This window comes from Amycolatopsis marina (assembly GCF_900111885.1).
GTDB lineage: Bacteria > Actinomycetota > Actinomycetes > Mycobacteriales > Pseudonocardiaceae > Amycolatopsis > Amycolatopsis marina.
Genome location: NZ_FOKG01000013.1, coordinates 156,929 through 178,700, shown reverse-complemented (window position 1 = coordinate 178,700; position 21,772 = coordinate 156,929). Strand labels below are relative to the sequence as shown.

The 21,772-nt window shown below is 68.5% G+C and carries 25 protein-coding genes; 11 read left to right on the top strand and 14 right to left on the bottom strand.

From position 1 onward, the window contains the following. Position 1: 1 nt before the first annotated feature. On the bottom strand, positions 2-712 hold the full coding sequence (locus BM199_RS21505) for an ArsR/SmtB family transcription factor (protein WP_091675079.1): 711 nt from the start codon (positions 710-712) through the stop codon (positions 2-4). A gap of 65 nt (positions 713-777) precedes the next feature. Here BM199_RS21505 and BM199_RS21500 point away from each other — a divergent pair, with 65 nt between their 5' ends. The 6 genes from BM199_RS21500 to BM199_RS21475 all read left to right on the top strand — a co-directional run bounded on the left by BM199_RS21500 (position 778) and on the right by BM199_RS21475 (position 5,461). Continuing rightward, complete coding sequence (locus tag BM199_RS21500; RefSeq protein ID WP_091675078.1) at positions 778-1,461, top strand: cytochrome P450 family protein; 684 nt, start codon at positions 778-780, stop codon at positions 1,459-1,461. 6 nt (positions 1,462-1,467) lie between these two features. Continuing rightward, positions 1,468-2,319 (top strand): urea carboxylase-associated family protein, encoded by an 852-nt coding sequence (locus BM199_RS21495; protein ID WP_091675077.1) that lies wholly within the window; start codon positions 1,468-1,470, stop codon positions 2,317-2,319. Between the two features lie 68 nt (positions 2,320-2,387). Continuing rightward, the gene (locus tag BM199_RS21490; RefSeq protein WP_091675076.1) at positions 2,388-2,984 is read left to right on the top strand and encodes an isochorismatase family protein; all 597 of its coding nucleotides are present in this window, start codon (positions 2,388-2,390) and stop codon (positions 2,982-2,984) included. A 7-nt stretch (positions 2,985-2,991) separates the two neighbouring features. Further along, positions 2,992-3,906, top strand: a complete 915-nt coding sequence (locus BM199_RS21485) for a GlxA family transcriptional regulator (protein ID WP_091675075.1) — start codon at positions 2,992-2,994, stop codon at positions 3,904-3,906. Between the two features lie 73 nt (positions 3,907-3,979). Next, a complete protein-coding gene (locus BM199_RS21480) occupies positions 3,980-4,537 on the top strand; it encodes a dihydrofolate reductase family protein (RefSeq protein ID WP_091675074.1) in 558 nt (185 codons plus the stop codon). A 216-nt stretch (positions 4,538-4,753) separates the two neighbouring features. Beyond that, positions 4,754-5,461, top strand: a complete 708-nt coding sequence (locus tag BM199_RS21475; protein WP_091675073.1) for a GAF and ANTAR domain-containing protein — start codon at positions 4,754-4,756, stop codon at positions 5,459-5,461. A 9-nt stretch (positions 5,462-5,470) separates the two neighbouring features. Here the strand turns inward: BM199_RS21475 and BM199_RS21470 are convergent, their stop codons facing one another. Beyond that, entirely contained in the window at positions 5,471-6,256 is a 786-nt protein-coding gene (locus BM199_RS21470) for a TetR/AcrR family transcriptional regulator (protein ID WP_245788509.1), read from the bottom strand. A 105-nt stretch (positions 6,257-6,361) separates the two neighbouring features. Between BM199_RS21470 and BM199_RS21465 the strand changes: the two genes are divergently transcribed. Together BM199_RS21465 and BM199_RS21460 are read left to right on the top strand one after the other, a co-directional pair. Next, complete coding sequence (locus BM199_RS21465) at positions 6,362-6,730, top strand: VOC family protein (protein ID WP_245788507.1); 369 nt, start codon at positions 6,362-6,364, stop codon at positions 6,728-6,730. 126 nt (positions 6,731-6,856) lie between these two features. Beyond that, positions 6,857-7,663 carry an alpha/beta hydrolase family protein gene (locus BM199_RS21460; RefSeq protein ID WP_091675142.1) on the top strand — a complete coding sequence of 269 codons (807 nt, stop codon included), beginning with the start codon at positions 6,857-6,859 and terminating at the stop codon, positions 7,661-7,663. Here the strand turns inward: BM199_RS21460 and BM199_RS21455 are convergent. The 4 genes from BM199_RS21455 to BM199_RS21440 form a co-directional block, all read right to left on the bottom strand. After that, positions 7,629-8,603: a LysR family transcriptional regulator gene (locus BM199_RS21455; RefSeq protein ID WP_091675071.1), complete on the bottom strand. Its 975-nt coding sequence runs from the start codon at positions 8,601-8,603 to the stop codon at positions 7,629-7,631. The two genes, BM199_RS21460 and BM199_RS21455, sit on opposite strands and share 35 nt — an antisense overlap. A gap of 90 nt (positions 8,604-8,693) precedes the next feature. Next, positions 8,694-9,593, bottom strand: a complete 900-nt coding sequence (locus tag BM199_RS21450; RefSeq protein ID WP_091675070.1) for a glycoside hydrolase family 19 protein — start codon at positions 9,591-9,593, stop codon at positions 8,694-8,696. Positions 9,594-9,701: 108 nt separating this feature from the next. Beyond that, entirely contained in the window at positions 9,702-10,685 is a 984-nt protein-coding gene (locus BM199_RS21445) for a sigma-70 family RNA polymerase sigma factor (protein ID WP_218160395.1), read from the bottom strand. 24 nt (positions 10,686-10,709) lie between these two features. Next, positions 10,710-11,228: a MarR family winged helix-turn-helix transcriptional regulator gene (locus BM199_RS21440; RefSeq protein WP_091675068.1), complete on the bottom strand. Its 519-nt coding sequence runs from the start codon at positions 11,226-11,228 to the stop codon at positions 10,710-10,712. Between the two features lie 26 nt (positions 11,229-11,254). On the opposite strand from BM199_RS21440, the gene BM199_RS21435 reads away from it, so the two are divergent. Then, complete coding sequence (locus BM199_RS21435) at positions 11,255-11,845, top strand: carboxymuconolactone decarboxylase family protein (RefSeq protein ID WP_091675067.1); 591 nt, start codon at positions 11,255-11,257, stop codon at positions 11,843-11,845. 16 nt (positions 11,846-11,861) lie between these two features. Here the strand turns inward: BM199_RS21435 and BM199_RS21430 are convergent, their stop codons facing one another. The 6 genes from BM199_RS21430 to BM199_RS21405 all read right to left on the bottom strand — a co-directional run bounded on the left by BM199_RS21430 (position 11,862) and on the right by BM199_RS21405 (position 16,030). Further along, a complete protein-coding gene (locus BM199_RS21430; RefSeq protein WP_091675141.1) occupies positions 11,862-12,245 on the bottom strand; it encodes a hypothetical protein in 384 nt (127 codons plus the stop codon). Between the two features lie 84 nt (positions 12,246-12,329). Beyond that, complete coding sequence (locus BM199_RS21425; RefSeq protein ID WP_091675066.1) at positions 12,330-12,989, bottom strand: response regulator transcription factor; 660 nt, start codon at positions 12,987-12,989, stop codon at positions 12,330-12,332. Then, entirely contained in the window at positions 12,986-14,176 is a 1,191-nt protein-coding gene (locus BM199_RS21420) for a sensor histidine kinase (RefSeq protein ID WP_245788505.1), read from the bottom strand. Before BM199_RS21420 ends, BM199_RS21425 begins: the two co-directional genes overlap by 4 nt. Before the next feature lie 16 nt (positions 14,177-14,192). Continuing rightward, positions 14,193-14,666 carry a hypothetical protein gene (locus tag BM199_RS21415; RefSeq protein ID WP_218160389.1) on the bottom strand — a complete coding sequence of 158 codons (474 nt, stop codon included), beginning with the start codon at positions 14,664-14,666 and terminating at the stop codon, positions 14,193-14,195. Beyond that, the gene (locus BM199_RS21410; protein ID WP_091675065.1) at positions 14,663-15,187 is read right to left on the bottom strand and encodes an anthrone oxygenase family protein; all 525 of its coding nucleotides are present in this window, start codon (positions 15,185-15,187) and stop codon (positions 14,663-14,665) included. Before BM199_RS21410 ends, BM199_RS21415 begins: the two co-directional genes overlap by 4 nt. Positions 15,188-15,415: 228 nt before the next feature. Further along, positions 15,416-16,030, bottom strand: a complete 615-nt coding sequence (locus BM199_RS21405; RefSeq protein ID WP_245788504.1) for a TetR/AcrR family transcriptional regulator — start codon at positions 16,028-16,030, stop codon at positions 15,416-15,418. A gap of 134 nt (positions 16,031-16,164) precedes the next feature. Between BM199_RS21405 and BM199_RS21400 the strand changes: the two genes are divergently transcribed. Next, positions 16,165-18,414 carry an MMPL family transporter gene (locus tag BM199_RS21400; RefSeq protein WP_245788502.1) on the top strand — a complete coding sequence of 750 codons (2,250 nt, stop codon included), beginning with the start codon at positions 16,165-16,167 and terminating at the stop codon, positions 18,412-18,414. Between the two features lie 76 nt (positions 18,415-18,490). Here BM199_RS21400 and BM199_RS21395 read toward each other — a convergent pair whose 3' ends face one another. Beyond that, positions 18,491-19,132: a TetR/AcrR family transcriptional regulator gene (locus BM199_RS21395; protein ID WP_091675063.1), complete on the bottom strand. Its 642-nt coding sequence runs from the start codon at positions 19,130-19,132 to the stop codon at positions 18,491-18,493. 50 nt (positions 19,133-19,182) lie between these two features. Between BM199_RS21395 and BM199_RS21390 the strand changes: the two genes are divergently transcribed. Further along, entirely contained in the window at positions 19,183-19,851 is a 669-nt protein-coding gene (locus BM199_RS21390) for a molybdopterin-dependent oxidoreductase (RefSeq protein ID WP_091675062.1), read from the top strand. 21 nt (positions 19,852-19,872) lie between these two features. On the opposite strand, the gene BM199_RS21385 is transcribed toward BM199_RS21390, so the two are convergent. After that, on the bottom strand, positions 19,873-21,513 hold the full coding sequence (locus tag BM199_RS21385; protein WP_091675061.1) for a pectate lyase family protein: 1,641 nt from the start codon (positions 21,511-21,513) through the stop codon (positions 19,873-19,875). Between the last annotated feature and the right edge of the window lie 259 nt (positions 21,514-21,772).

Here is a 21,772-nt window from a genome sequence, read left to right as displayed (position 1 = left end):
CTCACACCAGTTCCAGCGCGTCGGCCTCGAGTCCGAGCAGTTCGTGCAGTGCGGTCGCGCCTGCCGGTGTCAGCCGGACGGCGCGACCGCTGCCGGTTCGCCGGGTCCAGTCGTTGGCACTCAGCCGCAGCCGGATCTGCGCGCCCGCCGTTCCGGCGAGATGTGACCGCCGCTCGGTCCAGTCCAGACACTCCCGAGCGACCGGGCGGCGGCTCGTGCGCAACACGACCGGATCGACGCCGAGCGCATCGGTGAGCCAGTCCACTCCGGACGCGGTGAGCGCGAAGCCGTGTTGCCGGTCGAGTAGTCCGCCCGCGGCCATCGCGTCCGTGATGGCCACCCCGAGCCTGCCCGCCAGGTGGTCGTAGCAGGTGCGCCCGCGCGCCAGTGCCGCGGAGGCCGTGGCCGACCGCAGTGAGTTCGGCCGTGCTGGTCGTGGACCGAGGTGCGCGGTCAGCGTCTCCAACAGTTGCGCGGTCTCCGGCCCCGCGAGCTGGACGTAGCGGTGCCTGCCCTGCCTGCGCTGCACCAGCAGCCCGCCGGCGATCAACCGATCCAGGTGCTCGCTCGCCGTGGAGGCGGCGACACCGGCATGGGTGGCCAGCTCACCGGCGGTCCAGGCACGCCCGTCGAGCAGCGCGAGGCAGAACTCGGCCCTGGTGCGGTCGGCCAGCAACCCGGCGAGCCCCGCGAGTTCGGTGCTCCGAGACATACGCCCGATTCTGCTCCTGGCTCATTTCGGTCACCACCGAACCGTCCTGCTCGTAGGTTCCGCGCATGGAGATCTCCACTTCCCCGGTCGCGGCCACGCTCGCCGACGACCGGTTCGCCGTCCCGCCCGTCCCCGCCGGCATCGAGTGGCTCCGCTGCACCGTGGCCCGGTTCAGTACCGGTGCGGACCACGAGCGGCGCAGGGCACTTGCGGTCGAGCTGCTCGGCGAGGTGTCACCGGGCGATCTGCGAGCGCGGGCGGTGGCGAGCCCACACACACCGCCGGTCGAGTTGCTCGCCGAGGCACTGGGCATCCATGGGGTCCGTGCCCCGGCTGTGTCCGCGATCGGCAGGGCGTACCACCCGCATACCGCGACCGATCCGGCCGCGTTGTCCGCGGCGGACCGTGCGGTTGCGGAACTGGTCGCACGCTGTGGCGGGGTCCCCGACGAGCGCACAGCCGCCGTGCTCGGCCTGCTGGTGCAGGCGTGTGACGCCACGGCCACGCTGGTGGCCCGCACCGTGGACGCCGTGCGGCGTGGCGGGAATCGGGGGCCTGACGCCGTCGTCGCGGACGTGCTGCGCGACGACCCACCGGTTCGGGTCACCCGGAGGATCGACCAAGACGGCTCTGTACTGGAACTCGACCTCGCCGCGGGCGGGCTGCCGTTCGGGGCGGGGCCGCATCGCTGCCCTGGGCAGGCCCACGCCGTCGCCATCGCAGAAGGGGTCGCCGAGGCACTAGATTGACCGGCCATGGGATCTCCGAAAGCCGCCTACCAGCCACTGCCCGGCAGCGTCATGGACGTCGACAAGCCCTTCTACGACCGGTTGGCCGCGGAGGACGGCCGTGAGCTCGCGGAGAGTTTCGTGCTGCCGATCCGGTCCGGCAGGGCCTGGGAGGTCCCCGCGGGCCACGTGTGCCGGATCAGCACCCCGGAGGGCCCGCAGGTGGGCGATCTGAACGTGTGGAACCGGCACAACCCGCGTGAGCGGCTCTGGGCCTCGCGGACGCGGCAGTTGCAGGCCGCGCACGTCACCAGGTACGACCGGCTGTGGTCCACGCTGCCGTACCTGCGCCCGCTGCTCACCGTGATCGCGGACAGCCTGGAGGCCTACGGGTTGGACGACGAGGGGGGCCGGGTGCACGACCTGCTCGGCACCCGCTGCGACCCGTACGTGAACCGGATCCTCAGTGGTACCGACTACGACTTCCACTGCCACTCCAACCTGGTACGGGCGGTGCTGCCGTACGGCCTGACCGAGTTCGACGTGCACGACGTGCTGAACGTCTTTCAGTGCACCGGTCTCAACGACGAGGACCGCTACTTCATGAAGGCATCGCCTGCCCGCGCGGGCGATCACTTCGAGTTCTTCGCCGAACAGGACCTGTTGTGCGCGTTGTCCACCTGTCCCGCGGGTGATCTGTCGGTTCCATTGTGGGGCCCGGACGCCCGCGATCCGATCGAGGTGTGCAGGCCGCTCGGCGTGCAGGTGTACCGGCCGCGCCCCGAACTGACCGAAGGGTGGACCCCGCCGCCGGTCGCCTCGTATGCCGGAAGGCACGGGATGACCGTGCCGGCCGGGGAATCGACGCGGTCTCCGTGACCGGATCGTTCCGCACCTCGGCGTGATCGTGTCTGCCGAGCGGGGTTCGTCCGGGGAAGACTCGCCGCATGAGCAGAGCACTTCTCGTCATCGACGTCCAGGAATCCTTCGAGCAACGGCCCATCTGGACCGCCGTGTCCAACCCGGACATCGCGAACCGGACAGGGGTACTCGTCGACGCCGCGCGCGCCGGCGGCGATCTCGTGGTCTGGGTGTTGCACACCGAGCCGGGCACGGGCAACGTCTTCGATCCCAGCGGCGGGTTCGTCCGGCCGATGGCCGGGCTCGGCCCGCGTGATGGCGAACCGGTTCTCACTAAGACGTCCCGAAACGCGTTCACCACGACCAACCTGCAGCAACTGCTCACCGTCGCGGGTATCCGCGAGCTGGTGATCTGCGGTATCCAGACCGAACAATGCTGTGAGACGACCGCGCGGGTCGCCACGGACCTCGGTTTCGACGTCACCTTCGTCACCGAGGCGACCGCGACGTTCCCCATCCCGCACCCGGACGCGCCGCGGGACCGCTCGGTCGAGGAGCTGCTCGCCGACCCGCGCACGCTCTCCACCGAGGACGTCGTGGCGCGCACGGAGTACGCCCTCGCCCACCGGTTCGCCCGGATCGCCACGATCGCCGAGGTGGCGGGAACCGTCGGCGTACGCTGACCGGATCGTGAGCCGAGTCGTCTTCCTCCTCGTTCCTGGGCTGCACCTGCTCGATCTCGCCGGTCCGGCGCAGGTGTTCTCCAGCGCGGCTGACCTCGGCCTGGACTACACGCTGCTCCACGTGGCGGAGTGGGCCGAGGTGCCGACCGCGCAGGGGCTCCCGGTGCGGGCGCGGGAGGGCCTGCCCGAGCTGGATCCGAGCGACCTTGTCCTCGTGCCCGGCTGGCGGGCACCCCGGCTCGCCCGCACCGGGCCGCTGGCGGAGTCGAGTCTGCGCTGGCTGCGGGAGCACCACGCCTCGGGCGGCATGGTCGCCAGCGTGTGCGCGGGAGCCGAAGCGCTGGGCCGGGCCGGCCTGCTGGACGGGCGCCGGTGCACGACACACCACGAGCTGCAGGACGAACTGGCGAGCCGGTACCCGAAGGCGACCGTGGTCCGGGACGTGCTGTACACCGAGGACGGCGGAATCGTCACCTCGGCCGGAATCGCCAGCGGAATCGACCTCGCGCTGCATCTGGTGTCGGCCCGGCACGGTCCCGCGATCGCGGCGCGCATCGCCAGGACCATGGTCGTCTACGCCCGGCGCAACGGTGACGAGTGGCAGGCCAGCGCCATGCTGCGACACCGGGCGCACCTCAGCGACATCGTGCACCGAGTGCAGGACGTGATTGACAGCCGCTTCACCGAGACACTGCCGCTCGCTGAACTCGCACGAGAGTCCGGCAGCAGCGAGCGGACCGTGACCAGGACGTTCCTGCGGGAAACGGGGATCACGCCGTTGCGCTACCAGCAGATCCTGCGGGTGGAGCGCGCCGAACATCTGATCTCGCAAGGGGTCACGGTGGAGTCGGCCGCCCGCGTCGTCGGGTTCGGCGACGCCCGCATGCTGCGGCGGCTTCGGAGCCGGCCGGTCGACCGATGAGTTTCGGGTCGTGCTGAGGTCATAACCTGCGGGATCGCTGACAGACCGAGGCGGTCGTACCCGGAGGAGACGCATGGCAAAGCTCATCTACTCGATGATCACCTCGCTCGACGGCTACGCCGAGGCGGCGGAGGGCGGCCTCGGCACCGGGGCCGACGACCAGGAAGTGCACACCTTCATCAACGACCTCTTCCGCCCCGTCGGCACGTACCTCTACGGCCGACGGATGTACGAAACGATGGTCTACTGGGAGACCGCGCACACCGAGCCCGACCAGCCGGCGCACATCCTGCAGTACGCCCGCGACTGGCAGGCCGCGGAGAAGATCGTGTACTCCACGACGCTGGAGTCGGTCGCCAGCGCGAAGACCAGGATCGAGCGGACCTTCGACCCGGACGCGGTGCGCAAGCTCAAGGCCGAAGCTGATCACGACCTCACCGTCGATGGCCCGAACCTCGCGGCCCAGGCGATCGCGGCCGGTCTGGTGGACGAGTACCACCTGTTCATCACCACGAGCGTGGTCGGCGGCGGCAAGCGGTTCTTCCCCGACGGCGTGCGACTCGATCTCGAGTTGGCCGAGGAGCATGCTTTCGACAGCGGACTGATCTACGCGCGCTACCGGACCCGCTGAACCGCATAGGACATGCCCCAGTCGCGGGGAGCGCGGTCTCGTGTCCAGGGGTTGGACGGTGTTTCGCTGGGGTGTCCGGGTGGGGGTGGTCCCGCTCGGTGTCGGGGGCTCCGGCGACGACGAAAACCCACCACGAACGGGTCAAGCAACGGGCCGTTGGCGTACATTCGCGGCAGGGTTGACAGGGAGCGCAGCGGTTGAGAAGTGAGGAGGGTTATGGCGGAGCGGCAGGACTGGAAAGAACTCGCCACATCACTGGCGCACATGGCCCGGGACCTCCAACGCCGCACCACGGTGCAGGAAACCCTGGACCGGATCGCGGAGTTCGCGGTCGAGGTGGTGGACGGCTGCGAGGCCGCGGGCATCCTGGTGCTGCGCGGCGGCCGTGTGCTGACGATGGCCCGCACCGACAACGTGGTCCAAGCCTCCGATCGGATTCAGGGCGAACTACGCGAAGGCCCGTGTTTCGACGCCGCCTACTACAAGCGGGAATCGTTCCGCATCGGCGATATGAGCACGAGCGTGCGCCGGTGGCCGCGGTACGCGCCGAAGGCCCGCGAACTCGGGGTGGGCAGCATGATGGGATTCCTGCTGTTCGTCGAGGGGGACAACGAACTCGGCGCACTGGACCTCTACTCCTCCCGGCCCGGAGCCTTCACCGAACACTCGGAGCACGTCGGCTGGCTGCTGGCCTCCCACTCCGGGGTCGCTTTGTCCACTGCTCGGCACGAGGCGCAACTACGCGAGGCGATCGCCACCCGTCAGGACATCGGTGAAGCCCTGGGCATCCTGATGGAACGCCACATGTATACCGAACAAGACGCGTTCACCCTGCTCACCAAGGTCTCGCAGGACCTCAACATCAAACTGCGCGACATCGCACACACCATCGTCACAACCGGTGAAATTCCAAGCACGTCTTGAAATACCGCACTACCGATCGCGCTCCTCGATGAGCACGGCGATTCCGTCGAGGACTCTGCGCAGGCCGAACTCGTAGGCGTGGCAGGGGTTGTGTGCCCCGCCGTGCGCGGCTCCCGCGGCGGAACCGACTCGGGTGGCCGTGGGGAAGGCGGTTTCGTCGAAGACACGCGCCAGTAGCGGCTGGTTGGCCGCCCACCACTCCTCGTCGTTCATCGCACTGTCCTGTGTGGATGCGTGGGCGTCCAGGGCCGCCTTGGCGGATGACTGGACGAAGCCGAGTACGAAGGTGAGCGCGGAGTCCATCTCCACGTCGTCCAGTCCGACGCCCTCGAAGGCCAGCAGTTCGTGCTCGTACTTGGCCATCAGTCCGGGGCCGAGCGGTGGGCGGGTGGTCGACACCGCGGCCACCCAGGGATGCAGGTCGAACAGTGCCCTGTTGGCCCTGGCGATGGCCGTCACCCGGTCCCGCCAGTGAGCGTCGCCGTGGGCGCGCCTCGGCATCTCCGCGTAGACGGCGTCGAGCATGAGGTCGATCAGTTCCGCCTTGCCCGGCACATACGTGTAGACGGACATGGGCGACACGCCCAGGGCCTGCGCCACTCTGCGAATCGTCACCGCGTCCAGTCCGGCGGCGTCGGCGAGTTCGATGGCCGACCGAACGACCTCGTCCACGGTCCTGCCCTGCTTCGGCCCGCGGGCCGATCCGCCCTGGCCGGGCTGTCGCCACAGGAGTTCGAGTGTGCGAGCCGGGTCCCCTGCGCTACTGCGATCTGGAGGCATGCGCAGATTGTCCATCACCTTATCCTATACATTGTACAACGTACGATGTACAATGTTTTCTGTCCGACTCTTCCTCCTCGTGAATCCTGGGAGATTTCCTTGCAGGTAACCGCATCCGCTGTGTCCCTGACCGTTGACGACGTCGCCGCGTCGAGCACCTTTCTGACAGACCACTTCGGGTTCCGCGAGGACATGTCCGCCGACGGCTTCGCCGCACTCGCAAGGGACGACGCCGCGATGAACGTCGTCCTGCTTCGTCGTGGGCTGGAAATGCTGCCCGTGGACTTTCGCGACCAGCACGCGGCCGGGGTGATCGTCGTGTTCGTGGTCGCCGACCTCGGGCAGGAGGAGAAGCGCCTGCGCGCGGAGGGTGTCACCATCACCATGCCGCTGCGTGAGGAACCGTGGGGTGAGCGGCTGCTCCAGGTCACCGATCCCAACGGGGTCATCATCGAACTCGTGGAGTGGGTGCAACCTTCCGGCGCGTGAGAGTCGATCACAACCACCGGTTGTCATCGGGCCTGGAACAGCTGTTGGCCGGCGGATACTTCCCGGGGGTTTGCTTGTCCTCAGCAGCCGGACCACTCGGACCGGCGAAGGATGGAGGAGATCACGATGCAGACCTCGCCGCAGATCCAGGGTGTCGCCGCCGGAGTTCCGTTCGTGGCGTTGCCGCCTGCCGACGTGTCGGCGGCAACGCCAGTGGTGTTCACCTGGCATCTGATGGACGCGCCGCGATCAGCGGTCGCGATGGCGTCGGCGCTGCCGATGGCCGGTTTGCCTGCCTGGCGGGTGTATCTGGGGCTGCCGATGGCGGGAGCGCGGCTGCCGGAAGGTGGCTTCGACGAGTTCTTCCGCCGCGCGAGTGAGGACTACGTGCTCAACGTCGCGGAGCCGGTGACCGAGCAGGCCGCGAACGAGTTTCCCTCGGTGCTGGCGGAGCTTCGGTGCCAGTTGTCCCTTCCCGATGGCCCCGTCGGAGTCGCGGGCGGCTCGGCGGGCGCCACGATCGCCCTGGAGGTGCTGGCCCGCGCCGAGGTGGCCATCGACGCGGCGGCACTGGTCAGCCCGGTCACGCAGCTCGCTCCGGCCGTCGCGGCCAACGAGCGGCGGTTCGGCCTCACCTACGGATGGACCGAGCGCTCCAGGGCGGTCGCCGACCGGTATGACTTCGTGCGCCGGGCGGGTGAGCTCGACGCCCACGTGCTGCTGGTCGTCGGCGAGCAGGACGACATCGCCTTCCGCGAGCCCGCCGCCGCGCTGCACGACGTACTCGGCGAGCGTTCCCGGCTGGTCGTCGTGCCCGCCATGGAGCACGCCCTCGCCGAGGAGCCGGGTCTCGATGCAGCGCCGCAGACCCCGCACGCGGCCACGGTCGACGCCGAGTTCACCGCCTGGTTCGCGAAGCATCTCCGAGCGTGACCTGATCGGTCTCGGGCAGCCAGGAACGCTCGGGATCGTGGTCGCACCAGCCCGTCGACCGGCTCGTTCGGCCCAGCAGGGTCAGCAACCGCCGGAGGGCAGGGTGCTGTCCGTTCCTACGCCACACCACCGACCACGGGAACAGCGGCGCGGGATCGAACGGCAGCACCCGCAGGTTGAGGTCGGGGGCGAGTTCCATATCGGCCCCGGCCAGCGTGACCCGTTTCCTGCCGTACCTGGTCTGTTCCAGTGTGTGCCGCAGGTCGAAGCTGACGCCGGACGAGTCGATCGGGACGTCGAACGCCGCGCACATGCGCCGCAGGTAGGACAGCCACTCCACCGGCCCGGCCAGCGACGGCAGCCAGATCCCTTCGGCGCGCAGATCGGTCATCCTGATGGTCTCGCCGCCCGCGAGCGGGTGCTCCGGGGCCAGCAGGGCGACCAGCGGTTCGAGCCGGACGAGACGATGGTCGAGCTCGGCAGGCAGGTCCCGGCCGAGATCGTGCACCCGGCCGAACGCCACGTCGATCTCGCCGAGCGCCAGTGGGTCCAGTGCGTTGGCGAGACCATGCCGGGCGCCGCGTTCGACGCGCAGCTCCGGATCGCGTTCGGCGAGTCCGCGCAGCATGCGCATCGGGGCGAGGCGGTTGTCGATCAGGTCGATCCGCAATGGCCGCTCCGCCGCCGACATCGCGGCGAGCGCTGCGTCGGCCGCTCGGATCAGTTCGCGGGCGTGCGGCAGGAACCGTTCGCCGTCCTCGGTCAGCTCCACCGATCTGTTCGTACGCAGGAAGAGCGGTTTCGCCAGCGTCTCCTCGAGCCTGCGGATGCGCTTCGACAACGCCTGTTGGCTGAGGAACAGTGTTTCGGCCGCCCGGCTGAAGTGGCGCCGCTCCGCGGTGACCACAAAGGCCCGGACCTGGGCGAGATCGAGCTCCACGTTCCACCGGCTCCCTGAGGACTTTGCCCAACAGTAGCGGGGAAGGACATGCCCTGTTCGCATGTCCTTCCCCGGCAGCCGGACGGGCGGTCAGCAGTACAGGTTGTCACCGGGAGTGGTGCCGACGATCCGGGTGAACCGCTGGTAGGCGTCGACCCGGCTCTGCACCTGTCCGGGATTGCGGCCGTCGCACTCCATCGCACCGTTGATACTGCGGATCGTCTGGCCGAATCCGTGGCCGTTGACCATCGCGTGGTGTCCGGTCATCGTGCCGGGGCCGCTCTGGGTGTTCCAGTACCAGAGCGCGGTGCGCCAGGCCACGGCCGCGTCGTTCTGCACCAGGTAGGGGTTGTGCAGGAGGTCGATGCCCAGTGCGTCGCCTGCGGCCTTGTAGTTGTAGTTCCAGCTCAGCTGGATCGGCCCTCGGCCGTAGTAGGCGGCCTGCCCCGCGGGGCAGCCGTAGGACCGGCTCGTGTCGCAGTAGTGCGGGTAGTTGTCGGTGTTCTGCTCCACGATGTGGACGAGGCCGCCGGTCTCGTGGTTGACGTTGGCCAGGAACGCGGCCGCCTCCCGCCTCTTCACGGTGTCGCTGCCGGTGTTGGCGAAGGCGGGGTAGGAACTCAGCGCGGCGGTCAGGCCGCTGTAGGTGTAGAAGGAGTTCCGGTTCGGAAACATCTGCTGGAACATCGCCTCGCTCACCACGAAACCGGCGGGATTCGGGTCTGTCGGAGTGCCGCCGCCGCAGGATCCCTGATCTGCCCACACTCCGGAACCGCCGGTGCTCGGGATCTCGTTCTGGGTCCACCATTTCGCGGACCAGTTGTGCCCGCCGTAGGAGACGGTCGTGCCGCCCCAGTAGGCCGTCGAGGAGTTCCAGGCCTGCGCGCAGTCCGCGGCAGCCGCTGGTGACGTGGGCAGGACGACGGCCATCGCGGCTGCGACAGCCATGGCGGCGAGGCCGGCTTTGATCCGAGCTGACGTGAGCTTCATGGTGGGAACACCTTTCGTGCGGCGAGATCCGAACACGATCGGCGACCACTTAACGCGAATGGTCTAAACCACACAACCGACGAAGGGACCCCTTCGCACCCGCCGAGGTCAGCCGGGCAGCCGCATCGGCAGGTCGAAGTTCTCGAACAGGGCCGGATCGAGGAAGTTGGCGACGTGCGTGATCCGGTTCCCGGAGAAGGAAAGCACCTGCAGGTTGAACGCGAGGAAGTCACCGCCCGGCAAGGCAGGGTCGCGGAGGTACTGCGCGAAGGCGGGCTGGCCGTTCGCGCTGGTCTCCACCATGCGAATGTCCTCCGCTCCGCCGGGGCAGCGGAGGGCGAGATGCCTGCCCACGTGCTCGGGGCCGCGATACCACTCGGCGAGGGGTGGCATTTCCCAGACGATGTCGGTGCTGAACAGTTCGACGATGGCGGGTATGTCCTTCTTCTCGAAGGCCTGAACGTAGCGATCGAGGAGTTCGCGCTGGTGCTGCGTCGTGGGCTCGGTGATCTGGTCCTCGTCCGGAGCGGCCTGGCCGAGCTGAGTCCGTGCGCGCTGCAGGATGCTGTTGACCGCGGCGGTAGACGTACCGAGCAGGTCGGCGACCTCGGCCGCCCGCCACGCCAGGACGTCCCGCAGCAGCAGCACGGCCCGCTGCCGGGATGGCAGGTGCTGCAGTGCGGCGATCAGCGCGAGCCGGGTGCTCGCGCGCGTGGCGACGATGGTCGCGGGGTCGGAGCGCGTCGCGCCGATCATGGTGTCGGGAACCGGCTCCAGCCAGGGCACCTCGGGATGCTCGGTGACGTCGTCATCAGGATGGGCGCTCGCCCCGAGCCCGGTGGGCATCGGCCGCCTCTGCCGGTTCTCCAGTGCCGTGAGGCAGGTGGTCGTGGCGATCCGGTAGAGCCAGGTGCGCAACGAGGAGCGGCCCTCGAACCTGTCGTAGGCACGCCAGGCACGCAGGTAGGTCTCCTGGACGAGGTCCTCGGCGTCGTGCACCGAACCGACCATCCGATAGCAGTGGGCGAACAGCTCCCGGCGCAGCGGGTCGGCCTTGGTCAGGAAATCGTCGTCGACGGTACTGGTCACGATCCTCGTTCCCTCGATCCCGGACTGTCAGTTGCCGAACCAGCCCGCCACGTCCATCCGGAAACCGTCGGCCGGAGCCATGGTGCGCAGTCCGGCGGTCAGCTCACCCAGCCGTCGGTCGCCGAGGGTCGTGGCCCATTCGGCGCGCAGTTGCTCGAAGATCGCGGCGGAGCGGGTGAGCGCGTCGATTCCCCTCGGGGTGAGTGTAACCAGTCTGCGCCTGCTGTCGGCGTCATCGGCGAGGCGTCGCGCGTAGCCAAGACGTTCCAGTCGATCGACGGTCTTGCCCGCGGCCTGCTTGGAAACGCCGAGTCGTTTGCCCAGTTCACTCGCGGTGATTCCGGCCCGGCCGATGGCCTGCATCGCGAAGCCGTGGGCGGGGCGCACCTCCGGGTGCCCCTGCGCCGCCAGTTCGCTGTGCAGCCGGTCGATCAGCGAGCGGAATCCGGCGAACAGCAGGAGAGGCAGTTCCCAGCCGGGGCCGGGCTCGGCGGAGTTGGCAAATTCGACAACCTGGTTTACTGTTTCGGGTGGATGGTCAACCATGTTGTCTAGATTAGTCGAGGGAGCACATGTCCGAGAACACGTTCGCCGCCCACACCGTCGAATCCGCGCCGCTCGCCGCGCAGCGGGCGATGGAGGCTACGCGCAAGCGCTTCGGCTATCTGCCCGCTCCGGTAGCGCGGCTGGCCACTTCGCCGCACTTGCTGGACGGATTTCTGAAACTCAGCGGGTTGTTCGAGACGACCACGCTCGATCCGCTGGCGCGCGAGGTGGTGATCATGACGGTCGCGACCCGCAACGGGTGCCATGTCTGTGTCGCCATGCACACGGCGAAACTGCTCGCGATGGGCGAGGAAGACGACTACTCGGAACTCGCCGTCGCGTTGCGTGAGCAACGGGCCCCGGCAGACGACCGGCTGGCCGCGGTCCGTGAGTTCACCATCGCGGTCCTCACCAGCGCCGGCGCGGTTGGGGACGCAGCGCTACGAGCTTTTCTGGCCGCGGGCTTCAGCAGGCAAAACGCGCTCGAGGTGGTGCTGGGTATCGGGGCGTACACGATGTCGACGCTGGCGAACCGGCTGACCGCGGCGCCACTCGACGAGCAACTCGGGTCCCACGCCTGGAGTGTGGAACAGCCGGGCCGGCAGGCCCGGCCGTAGTGTGCATTACGGAGGGTCAGGGGCTGGCGAGCTGCCTGCTGGCGGTCTCGGCCATTTCCAGTTCCTGCCCCAGTTGAGCGCTGACCAGATGGGCCCGCGCGAGTGCCGTGGTCGCGTCGAACACCGAGCTCGCGAGCCGTTCGAAGCTCACCTCGCTGTCCTCGTCGCCCAGTTCGCCCGACCACATCTTCTGCTCGAGCCACCTGCTCATCTCGGGCAGGCTGCGGGAGAGGCTGTTGACCAGTAACTTCAGTGACCCGAGTACGTGGTAGACCTCTGCCGGACCGTCGACGCACTCCTCGCCGCAGGTTCGGTGATACAGGCCGTGAGTCGCCCGTTCGGCCTGCGCGGCGAGATCGGCGGCCGCAGCATCCAGGTCGCTGTTCTGCGGTACGTCCATCATACGAATCCTTCGTCGGTGGGTACCTGTCGAACTACCCGCCGCACGAGCGCGCAAACCGGCAGCGGAAGCGGAATTCCGAGCTCACCGTTCGCCGGGAACGATCAGTCCGGTCTCGTAGGCGAGTACGACGAGCTGGGCACGGTCACGGGCGGCCAGTTTCGCGAGCAGGCGGCTGACGTGGGTGCGAGCGGTGGCGGGACTCATGTGCAGGCAGCCCGCGATCTCTCCGTTCGAGCAGCCGGCCCCGACCTTGGCCAGGACCTCCTTCTCCCGCTCGGTCAGGGTGGCGAGGCGGTCCGCCGAGGGCGGCGACGGGCTGGCCGCGGCCGCCCGCATCACCCGCCGCGTGACAGCGGGGGACAGCAGGGCCTCTCCGCGCGCGACGACTCGGACCGCCTCGCGCATGTCCTCGGGGGAGGCGTCCTTCAACAGGAATCCCGCGGCTCCCGCGCGTACGGCGTCGAGGATGTGTTCGTCGGTGTCGAACGTCGTGAGCACGACGATCTGCACGTGCCGCAGGGCAGGATCAGCCACGATCCGCCTGGTGGCGGCGATTCCGTCGGTGCCGGGCATCCTGATGTCCATCAGGACGACGTCCGGTCGCTGTCTCGTGACGACCTCGAACGCGGCGTCACCGTCGTCGGCGTCCTCGACCACAGTGATGTCGTCGGCGCGCTCCAGCAGGGCTCGCAGCCCCTCCCGCACCAGCTGCTGGTCGTCGACCAGGACCACGCGGATCACGCGTCGACCCGTAGCGGCATGTGGGCCTCGACCACGAATCCTCCACCCTGTTGTTTCGTCGCCCGAAGACTGCCATGCAGAAGCGCGAGCCGCTCGCGCATGCCGATGATGCCCCACCCTTCCGTCCCGGTTCCGCCGTCCGGGGCGACGCCCTTGCCGTCGTCGGCGACCCGCAGCAGCAGGAAGTCGCCGCGGTAGTCGAGGTCGATCTCGACGCGGTGCGCGTCCGCGTGGCGCAGGATGTTGCTCAGCGATTCCTGCACCACGCGGTAGGCCGTCACGTCCGAGATCACCGGCAGGGGGACGGCCTCGCCCTGCACGTCGAGCCGGACGTCGAGCCCGGCAGCCGTCGCGGCCTCGACGAGTGAGTTCAGCCGGGCGAGGCCGGGCGCCGGTGGTTGTTCCTCACCGTCCGGCGCCCGCAGCGCATTCAGGGTCGCCCGCAGCTCGCGGACCACGTCACTGCAGGCCGTGCGGGCAGCCGTCAGCGACCGCTCGGCCGTGGCGGGGTCGTCGCGCAACGCCTCCCTGGCCACGTCGGTGTGCAGGGAAATCACCGACACGGTGTGCGCGAGCAGGTCGTGCAGATCGCGCGCGATGCGGAGGCGCTCCTGCTCGACCCTGCTCGCGGCCTCCCGCTCCCGGTCCAGCGCCGCGGCCTCGGCCTGTGTGGCCAACGCGGTCTGCCAGCCCCGCCGTGACCGGACGCTGTCGCCGAGCGCGATGACAGCGGCCATGAAACCCGCGGAAGTGGCGAACTCCAGCCCGAGCAAGTACGCGAGGTCGTCGCCCTCGAAGATCCGCACCGTCGTGGAGAGCAGGAGTAGTGCGCAGGCCGTGCCGATCGACCAGCGCACCCTGCCCTGTTCGGCGGCGGAGTAGAGGGCTGCCGCCAACGGAGGGGCGAGGCCGATGGGCGGGTACGCGAGCATGTAGTACCCGAGCAGGGCGACCGCGGTGATGAGCAGCGTCGCGACCGGCCAGCGGCGGCGTACGAGCATGAGCCCGCCGAACAGTGCGCCGAAGGCATAGGCGGGCAACCCCGGCTCGGCGGACTCGTCACCGTAGTTGGCCGAGATGGCGGTGCCGACGACGACCAGCACCAGCATGGCGACTGCGGTGTCGACCGCAAGACCGCGCCGGTCGGCGGGGACCATGTCGCGGAGGAGGTTTCTGATCGTCGCCACCTTTCTCGGTCGGGCACTAGTGTCGTGGACGGAAGCCCGGCACGAGCTTGGCGAGCAGCCAGCCGACCGCGCCCGTCACGGCCCCGACAGCGGTTCCGGTAAGGACACTGCTGAAGAACGCGAAGACCCGCAACACCACTGCCTCTGCCCCGGGAGCCAGCACCCCGGCGAGGTTGCCGCCCAGCGCGGGCGGCTCCCCCTGGAACGACTCATTCCAGAGCACCTGGTGGGTCACCGCGACCAGGACGCCGTAGGCGATTCCCACGGCGAGCAGGGCGACGAAGGGCCGTTGCGCCCGATTCCACAGCACGACCGCGAGCCAGATCGCGATCGGCACGAAGACGAGCACCGAGTTGACCACGGGGCCGACGAGATCGAGGTCGTGTGCGACCACTCGTGGCACGGCCAGTGCGGCCAGGCCGATGAGGGTGAGCAGGGACAGTCCGGTTACTCGCCGTACTCGGCTCTGTGCCATCTCGTTGCCCGTCATCGGATCGTGGCCGGTTCGACGTCGACTGCCATGGTGTCCCGGTGGTAGCGCAGCAGACCGGTGAAGGCCAGGGAGGCCGTCAGCGCGCTCATCGCGAGCCGGACCCAGTGCCCGGTCTGGAACTCGAATGCGGCCTGCCGCAGGACTTCCACCGAGTGCACCGCGATGCCCTCCTCGAACATGATGTCGTTACGCGGCCAGAAAAACAGCATGGAGAAGAGAAACTCGCCGACCACAAGGGACAACAGACTGGCGCCGACCCAGAGTCGCGCACGCCGGGCCGGCCAGAGGAGGATGACGGTCGTGATCGCGGCCAGCACGGTCACCGCGCCCATCGGCGGGAAGAAGTCCGCGGGACCGGTCACGACGAAGAAGTCCATCGACTCGGCCAGTGAGCGCGGCACGTCGTGGAACACATTGGGGTAGATGATGATGGTCTCGACGAGAATCCCCCCGAACGCCACCATGGCGATCCACACATAGGCCACCGAGGCGGCCATCGATAGTTTGTTTCTGCGCATCGGTTTCCCCCGACAAGACGGAACGTTGACCGTCCTGACGCTACGGTCGCGGCGGGGGAACGACATCGGTCCGCTGTCCCTGACCGGGTACGTATCTCGACGTACGTCGCTCGAAACGGTGTACACCGAGATGCGAATGGGATCAGGATGTCTGGGCGCCCCCGGTCGTCGGGAGCGGTCAAGCAGGTCGGCCCCCGGCGGCTCTGCGCCGCCTGCCGGCGTGAGTGCTCACGTCTCCAGGTTCGCCTTGAGGTAGGCCACTAGGGCTCGTTTCAGCTCCGTGATCCACTTCTCGCGTTCCTGCTCGGGTGCGGACACCACGGTGCCCAGCAGCGCTCCGAAGATCTGTGTGGACACGACGGCGATCGTCGTCCGGTGCTCCGGTGTCAGCTCCGGTGCCCGTGCGGCGAGTACCTCGGCGATCTTTCCGACGACCGCCTGATGTAGCCGGCGTGTCGGGGCGGACAGGTGTTCCGGCATGTCCGACGCGGTGAACAGCGCCTTGAACCCGGGGTTCGCGAGGTTGACCTCGATCATCGGTCGGACCATCCGTTCCACGAAGTCCGGTAGCGGCAGCGTCGCGAAGTCGGGGTCGAATGCCTTGTCGTGGGCGGCCCGCAATGCGGCGCGGTAGCGCTGAGCCAGCGCCTCGGCCAGCGCCTCCTTGTTCGCATAGAACTGGTAGAGCGTCCCGGGGGAGACTCCCGCACGCGCGGCGATCGCGTTGGTCGTCGCCTTCGCGTAGCCCGCCTCGCCGAACACCTCCGCCGCCGCATCCGCGAGCTGCTCCATCCTGCGTTGACCGCGAGCCTGCCGCTTGCGTTCGGTCGGCTGTCCCGGCATCGGCCCTCCCTCGGTTGACAAATACGAGCAAACGCTCGTAATTTGAATGCGAGCGATCACTCATCTTTTTCAGCTTAGCGCGTCCCCACCGCCGGGAGACCGCGTTCCCAGTCGTGCCTCCTGAGGAGATCATCGTGTCCGAGTCCCCGCCCCGCCGTCCTCCCGTGCTCGAACGGCTCGGCAGGTTCACCGTGCGCCGCCGACGCTGGGTGCTCGCGGTGGCCGCCCTGGTCACCGTGCTCACCGGCATTCTCGGCGCGGGCGCACTCAACGCCCTTTCGCTGTCCCGCATCGACGCGCCTGGTTCGGAATCCGACCGCGCACGCGGTGTGCTGGCCGAGCAGTTCCAGACCGGACCGCCGAATCTCGTGCTGCTGGTCACCGCCCAGCAGGGAACCGTCGACGATCCGCGGATCCGCGCCGCGGGCGAGGAACTGACCCGCGCCCTCGCCGCCGAGCCGGGGGTCGGCGAAGCGGGGTCCTACTGGACTCGGGCGGAGAGTCCGGCTCTGCGCAGTACCGATTCCCGTCAGGCGCTCGTCCTCGCCCGGGTGCCTGGGGAGGTCAACGAGGCGCGCGAGCGCGTCGGTGAACTCGCCACCGAGTACGCGGGCGAGTCCGGTCCGCTCCGCGTGCGGGCAGGCGGGCAGGACGAGGTCTTCCGGGAGATCGGCGCACAGTCGCGGCAGGACTTCCTCCGTGCCGAGATCATCATCCTCCCCGCGGTGCTGCTCCTGCTGATGCTGTTCTACCGGCGGTTCGCGCTCGCGCTGGTCACGCTCGGAATCGGGATCTTCTCCATCGTCGGCACGCTCGCCGCGTTGCGGGGAGTCGCGGCGTTCACCAGCGTTTCGACGTTCGCCGCCAACATCGCACTCGTCATGGGCCTGGCGCTGGGCGTCGACTACTGCCTGTTCCTCATCGCCCGGTTCCGCGAGGAACTGGCCCGCGGCAGCAGTGTCGAGGATGCGGTGGTCGTGGCCGTGACCACGGCAGGCCGAACCGTGTTGTTCAGTGGGCTCACCGTGGCGACCTCCCTGCTCGCACTCCTGCTGTTCCCGCTGTCCTTCCTGCGGTCCTTCGGTTACGGCGGGGCTTTCGTCGTGGTCACAGCGGTACTCGGAGCACTGGTGGTCCTGCCCGCCGCGCTGGCGAGCCTCGGTCATCGCGCGGCTCGCAGGCCGGGTTCTGTGCGACACGGTTCCGGGGGTGGCTGGTTCCGGCTCGCCACCGCGGTGATGCGCAGGCCCGTGGTCAGCGGCGGGCTGATGCTGCTCGTCGTGCTGGTGCTCTCGGCCCCCGTCGTGGGCCTGAGCTTCGGCATGCCCGACGCGCGCATCCTGCCAGCCGACTCCGCAAGCCGTGGTACAGCGGAGCAGATCAGGAGCAACTTCGCCCAGGAGGAGTCCGACGCGCTGTACCTGGTCGCGTCGAATTCGGGAGCCGACACGGCAGCGGTCGCAGGCTACGCCGAAGCGCTGTCCAGAGTGGACGGCATCGGGCAGGTCGACTCCGCGGCGGGAACGTTCGTCGAAGGCGAGCTCGCCGGATCGCGGCAGGACCGGACTCGTTTCGACGCGGGCGGTGGCACCTACCTCACCGCGATCCCGTCCCAGCAAGCACTTGCGGGCGATCCCGAGGAGTTGATCGAACGGGTGCGCGCCGTAGCGCCACCGTTCGAGGTACTGATCGGCGGTAACCCGGCGGAGACGAGTGACTGGCGCGGCGAACTGACCTCCCGGCTTCCGCTCGTCCTCGGTCTCGTGCTGGTGCTGACCTTCGTCATCCTGTTCCTGATGACCGGCAGCGTCCTGTTGCCGCTGAAGGCGACCGTGCTGAACCTGCTGAGCATGTCGGTGATGTTCGGCGTCCTGGTGTGGATCTTCCAGGACGGCAACCTTTCGGGCCTGCTCGGTTTCAGCGCGACGGGAACCCTAGAGGCGAGTATGCCGATTCTGATGTTCTGCATCGTCTACGGACTGTCGATGGACTACGAGGTGTTCATAGTTTCGCGGATCCGCGAGGAGTACCTGCGCACCGGTGACAACCGGAAGGCGGTGCCGCTCGGTCTGCAACGAAGCGCGCCGCTGGTCACGACGGCGGCGGTGATACTGGCACTGTCGTTCGCCGTGTACGCGACGGGCGGAGTGGTGTATCTGAAGATGATCGGTGTCGGAATGGCCGTCGCCGTACTGGTCGATGCCCTGCTCATCCGCGGCGTTCTGCTCCCGGCCTTCATGCGTGTCGCGGGGGACGCGAACTGGTGGGCGCCGCCGGCGCTGCGCCGCGTGCACGAACGCTTCGGCATCGCCGACGGCGAGCAGCCGGGGACGGAGGAGGAGGTGCGGACCCGGCGGGAACCGAGTCGCGCGCCTGCCAACTGAGCAGACCGGCAGTGGGTGGGCGTCAACCCTGCTGGGTGGCGCCCGCCCACTCATCGGCAGCACCGGTTGGGCGACCTCAATGCCCGCCCGACGTGTTCCCGGTCGCGTTCCCGCCACTTGCCGCGCTTGCCGGTTGGAGAATCGCGTAAGCCGCGTCGGACACCAACGTGCGGTGGCTGGGCTGGAGGGTGGACGCGCCGAGATGGCGGCGAACGACACCGTAAGGCAGGTCGATGACGGCGACCGTGACCAACTCGCAGCGTTCCGGAGTCGGCCTACCGAAGATCTCAGTGGCCAGTCGGCGGACGAGTGCGGCGACCGGCTCGTTGATCCGGTCGAGCCGTTGGCGAAGTTCTTCAGGGAGGGTGTGTTCGTCGAGCAGCTCTGAGCGCCGGGTCAGTAGCAGCAGCCGGGCGTCCGCATGCTGCAGGAGGGAGAACTCGACCGGCCATCGTGCGGCCGCGCAAGCGCGTTCCATGCCCGGAGCCGAGTTCTCCGCGGCATCGAGTAGACCCTGTTGGAAACGGTGCACGGTGCGAGTCCAGAGGTGAGCCAGCAGCACCGCGCGCGAACCGAATCGGTGGTAGAGCGAGCCCACGGGGGCACCGCTGGCCTTGCTGATTCCGCTGGCGGTCGTGGCCGCATCGCCGCCGGAGATCCACTGGTCGCGAGCGGCGTCGAGGATGCGGTCATCACTGTGCATGCGCGGTCGAGGCATGAACAGATATTAGTCTAGCTATTCTAGAATGAGTACTCTAGTATGACGCCATGGCCGCGATCGAGTCGGCGGATCTGCCGCGTGGGCAGGAAGCCGCCCCATTACGCAGGTTTGGGCTGCCGCGGTTCGCGATGATCCGGCCTGCTGTGCCGGACCGCCCGGTTGTCCTGGTGACCGGGACGGTGCGCAAGCCTGCCCAGGTCGACCTCGCTGACGTGCTGCTCTCGCTCGGCAGGTGCGAGCGCCGCGGTGCCGTGCACTGCGTCACCACGTGGAGCACAACCGATCTGCTCTGGGGTGGTGTTCCCTTCCGGGCCGTACACGAGCTGTTCAGTGCGCTGGTCCGGCCGCATCCGGACTGCGCGTGGGTGGTCTTCGTCGGATTGGACGGCTACCGGAGTTGCCTGTCCCTCGCCGATGCGCTTGCCGAGGATGTGCTTTTCGCCGACACCCTCGACGGCGCGCCGTTGACCGCCGACCAGGGGGCTCCGGTCCGGCTGATCGCGCCGGTGCACTACGGCTACAAGAGTGTCCGCCATGTGTGCGCCGTCGAGTACCGGCTGACCTACGACTCCGGATCGGCGAGCTGGTTGGCCCATCGGCGCGGACGGGTCGCCCACGAGGAACGCGGACCGATCCTGCCGGGCTGGATGTGGCGTCCTGTGTGGAGGCAGCTCGTTCCCCGGATTCGTCGACTCTACGCGAGGAACTCCGGATAGCGGCGCGGCGCGGTCACCGGATCATGTGAGCCGCTCGGACAACTGCGCCTTGTACAAGGAGGACGGTTCCAGCCCGCCGCGGTTCGTGCCCTCGATGTGGCCGGCGGGTTGCTTGGTCCAGCCGTTCGCGTTGGCCTTCCCGGTTGTGCCGATCGCGTAGTTCTGCGCGGTCGGCGGCCGTTGCACGGCAACGTGTTTGCCGTTGTCGACCGTGCAGTTCCAGGCAACGCTGTGCACCGAGGACCAGCCGTGTCCGGTGCCCTGGCCGCCACGGCAGTGCAGGGCGATGACGTGTCCACGCCCGCTGTTGCTGTTGAGTTCCTTGATGTTGTCGAGGAGCAGGCCCTGACTCCACCTGTGGTGGCCGCCGCTCTCGCTGTAGCCGCTGTCGTTGTAACCGTCCTGCCAGACACAACCGGAAGTGCGGCTGGTGCCGTTGGCGACGAAGGCGTGCCGTGCGTGGCTTGCCCACAAGCCCTGGAACAGCACCTGCTGGGCGAGGGCCCCGGCGTTGAAGTTGTACCGTCTGCCTCCCGCGATGCGGGACCGGGGATGGCTGGCGCGGACGTCCCGCACGGTGATCCGCGTGGCGGCGCGGGTGTCGATCCCGGCGAAGCTGAAGTGCAGCACGGTCACGTCCCGGACCCACGCGTCCTCGACCCGCCGCAGCCGAATGCCGCTCTGGGCGTGGTTCTCGTCCTCGGCGCCGGATGCCTGGATGTCCACCCGCAGCGACTCGATCCCGACATCGTGCACCAGCCCGGTGTTGTCCCAGACGTACACGGAGGACTGTGCCAGTGAGCGATCGAGGTGGTTGAACACCGGGGCGCAGACGGTGACCTCCTTGCCCTGGATATCCCTGATGTAGCGGTTGTAGATGATGGGCCGTTCGCCGACGCCCCACGAGGGTTTGTCTCCCGTTCCGCCGCCGTCGATCGCGTTCAGCCATTTCTGCGTGCAGGGATGGTTGATGATGAGGTTGTCGCCGACCGAGAGCTGAGAGGTATCGGCGACGGTGAAGGTCCGGGAGCCGACCTGGACGAAGTCGGAGGTGACGTCGGTCCTGGTGCCCGGCACCTCGGTGGTCCACTCGTCGGTCTGTCCACCGACCTCGATGACGTACGTCTGCTTGGAGCTCCCGGTTGCCCTGATGATGGTGCCGATGGCGGGGTCGACGCTCTCGCCCGAGCCGCGCAGCACGACACCGGTCCGGTTCACCCGGATCGTGCCGGAGACCCGGTAGGTGCCGGGACGCAGCAGTACCGCGCCGCGGAAACCGTTCTCGTCCGGTTCCAGTTGGCCGACCTCGTTGAGGGCGGCCTGAATGTGCGCGGTGTTGTCGCCCGACACCGGACCGATCGTCCGCACCGCCGGGATCTCGGGCAGGGGTGCCTCGCCGTTGCGGTACCCGGCGAAGCTGAAGTCGGGTATCCGGTTGCCGTTCCGATCGGCGACGTAGACCAGTTTGCCGCCTGAGCCGTAGTGCACGACGTCCGACTGCCAGCCTGCCGCGGGTCCGGCGGGTCCGGCAGCGACCGGCCGCGTCCGCGCGACCGCCGTGGCGGGTAACAGCGGGGCCGCCGCGGCTGCGGCAAGCAGGGCCCCACCGGTACGGAACAGGTCACGTCGAGTGTGCTGGTTTCCGGCTGGCTCGTGACGCACGGTTGTCTCCTTCACCGGTATGGAACTTGACGAGAGCGTAGGCCGTCGGGCCCGGAATTTTCAGCCGCGAAGTGCCGGAGTTGGCCGGTCAGCTTGTGGTTGGGATTCGGTGATGAATAGATGAGCGCTGCGGTCGGCGACGAGGTCGATCACGGGCCGGACGAGTTGGCCGCGCTGGCGCGTCTGGTCGTGTCGGGTGTGATCAGCGAGCCGGAACGGCGGTGAATGCCCGCTATCTCCTGCCGGGCGGACTCCGGAC

Coding starts and splice junctions, on each gene's coding strand:
- BM199_RS21490 (WP_091675076.1), top strand. CDS start 2,388: ATGAGCAGAGCACTTCTCGTCATCGACGTCCAGGAATCCTTCGAGCAA.
- BM199_RS21505 (WP_091675079.1), bottom strand. CDS start 712: ATGTCTCGGAGCACCGAACTCGCGGGGCTCGCCGGGTTGCTGGCCGAC.
- BM199_RS21480 (WP_091675074.1), top strand. CDS start 3,980: ATGGCAAAGCTCATCTACTCGATGATCACCTCGCTCGACGGCTACGCC.
- BM199_RS21475 (WP_091675073.1), top strand. CDS start 4,754: ATGGCGGAGCGGCAGGACTGGAAAGAACTCGCCACATCACTGGCGCAC.
- BM199_RS21405 (WP_245788504.1), bottom strand. CDS start 16,030: ATGCCGGGACAGCCGACCGAACGCAAGCGGCAGGCTCGCGGTCAACGC.
- BM199_RS21440 (WP_091675068.1), bottom strand. CDS start 11,228: ATGGTTGACCATCCACCCGAAACAGTAAACCAGGTTGTCGAATTTGCC.
- BM199_RS21500 (WP_091675078.1), top strand. CDS start 778: ATGGAGATCTCCACTTCCCCGGTCGCGGCCACGCTCGCCGACGACCGG.
- BM199_RS21415 (WP_218160389.1), bottom strand. CDS start 14,666: ATGACGGGCAACGAGATGGCACAGAGCCGAGTACGGCGAGTAACCGGA.
- BM199_RS21390 (WP_091675062.1), top strand. CDS start 19,183: ATGGCCGCGATCGAGTCGGCGGATCTGCCGCGTGGGCAGGAAGCCGCC.
- BM199_RS21430 (WP_091675141.1), bottom strand. CDS start 12,245: ATGGACGTACCGCAGAACAGCGACCTGGATGCTGCGGCCGCCGATCTC.
- BM199_RS21460 (WP_091675142.1), top strand. CDS start 6,857: ATGCAGACCTCGCCGCAGATCCAGGGTGTCGCCGCCGGAGTTCCGTTC.
- BM199_RS21395 (WP_091675063.1), bottom strand. CDS start 19,132: ATGCCTCGACCGCGCATGCACAGTGATGACCGCATCCTCGACGCCGCT.
- BM199_RS21470 (WP_245788509.1), bottom strand. CDS start 6,256: ATGGACAATCTGCGCATGCCTCCAGATCGCAGTAGCGCAGGGGACCCG.
- BM199_RS21410 (WP_091675065.1), bottom strand. CDS start 15,187: ATGCGCAGAAACAAACTATCGATGGCCGCCTCGGTGGCCTATGTGTGG.
- BM199_RS21435 (WP_091675067.1), top strand. CDS start 11,255: ATGTCCGAGAACACGTTCGCCGCCCACACCGTCGAATCCGCGCCGCTC.
- BM199_RS21495 (WP_091675077.1), top strand. CDS start 1,468: ATGGGATCTCCGAAAGCCGCCTACCAGCCACTGCCCGGCAGCGTCATG.
- BM199_RS21450 (WP_091675070.1), bottom strand. CDS start 9,593: ATGAAGCTCACGTCAGCTCGGATCAAAGCCGGCCTCGCCGCCATGGCT.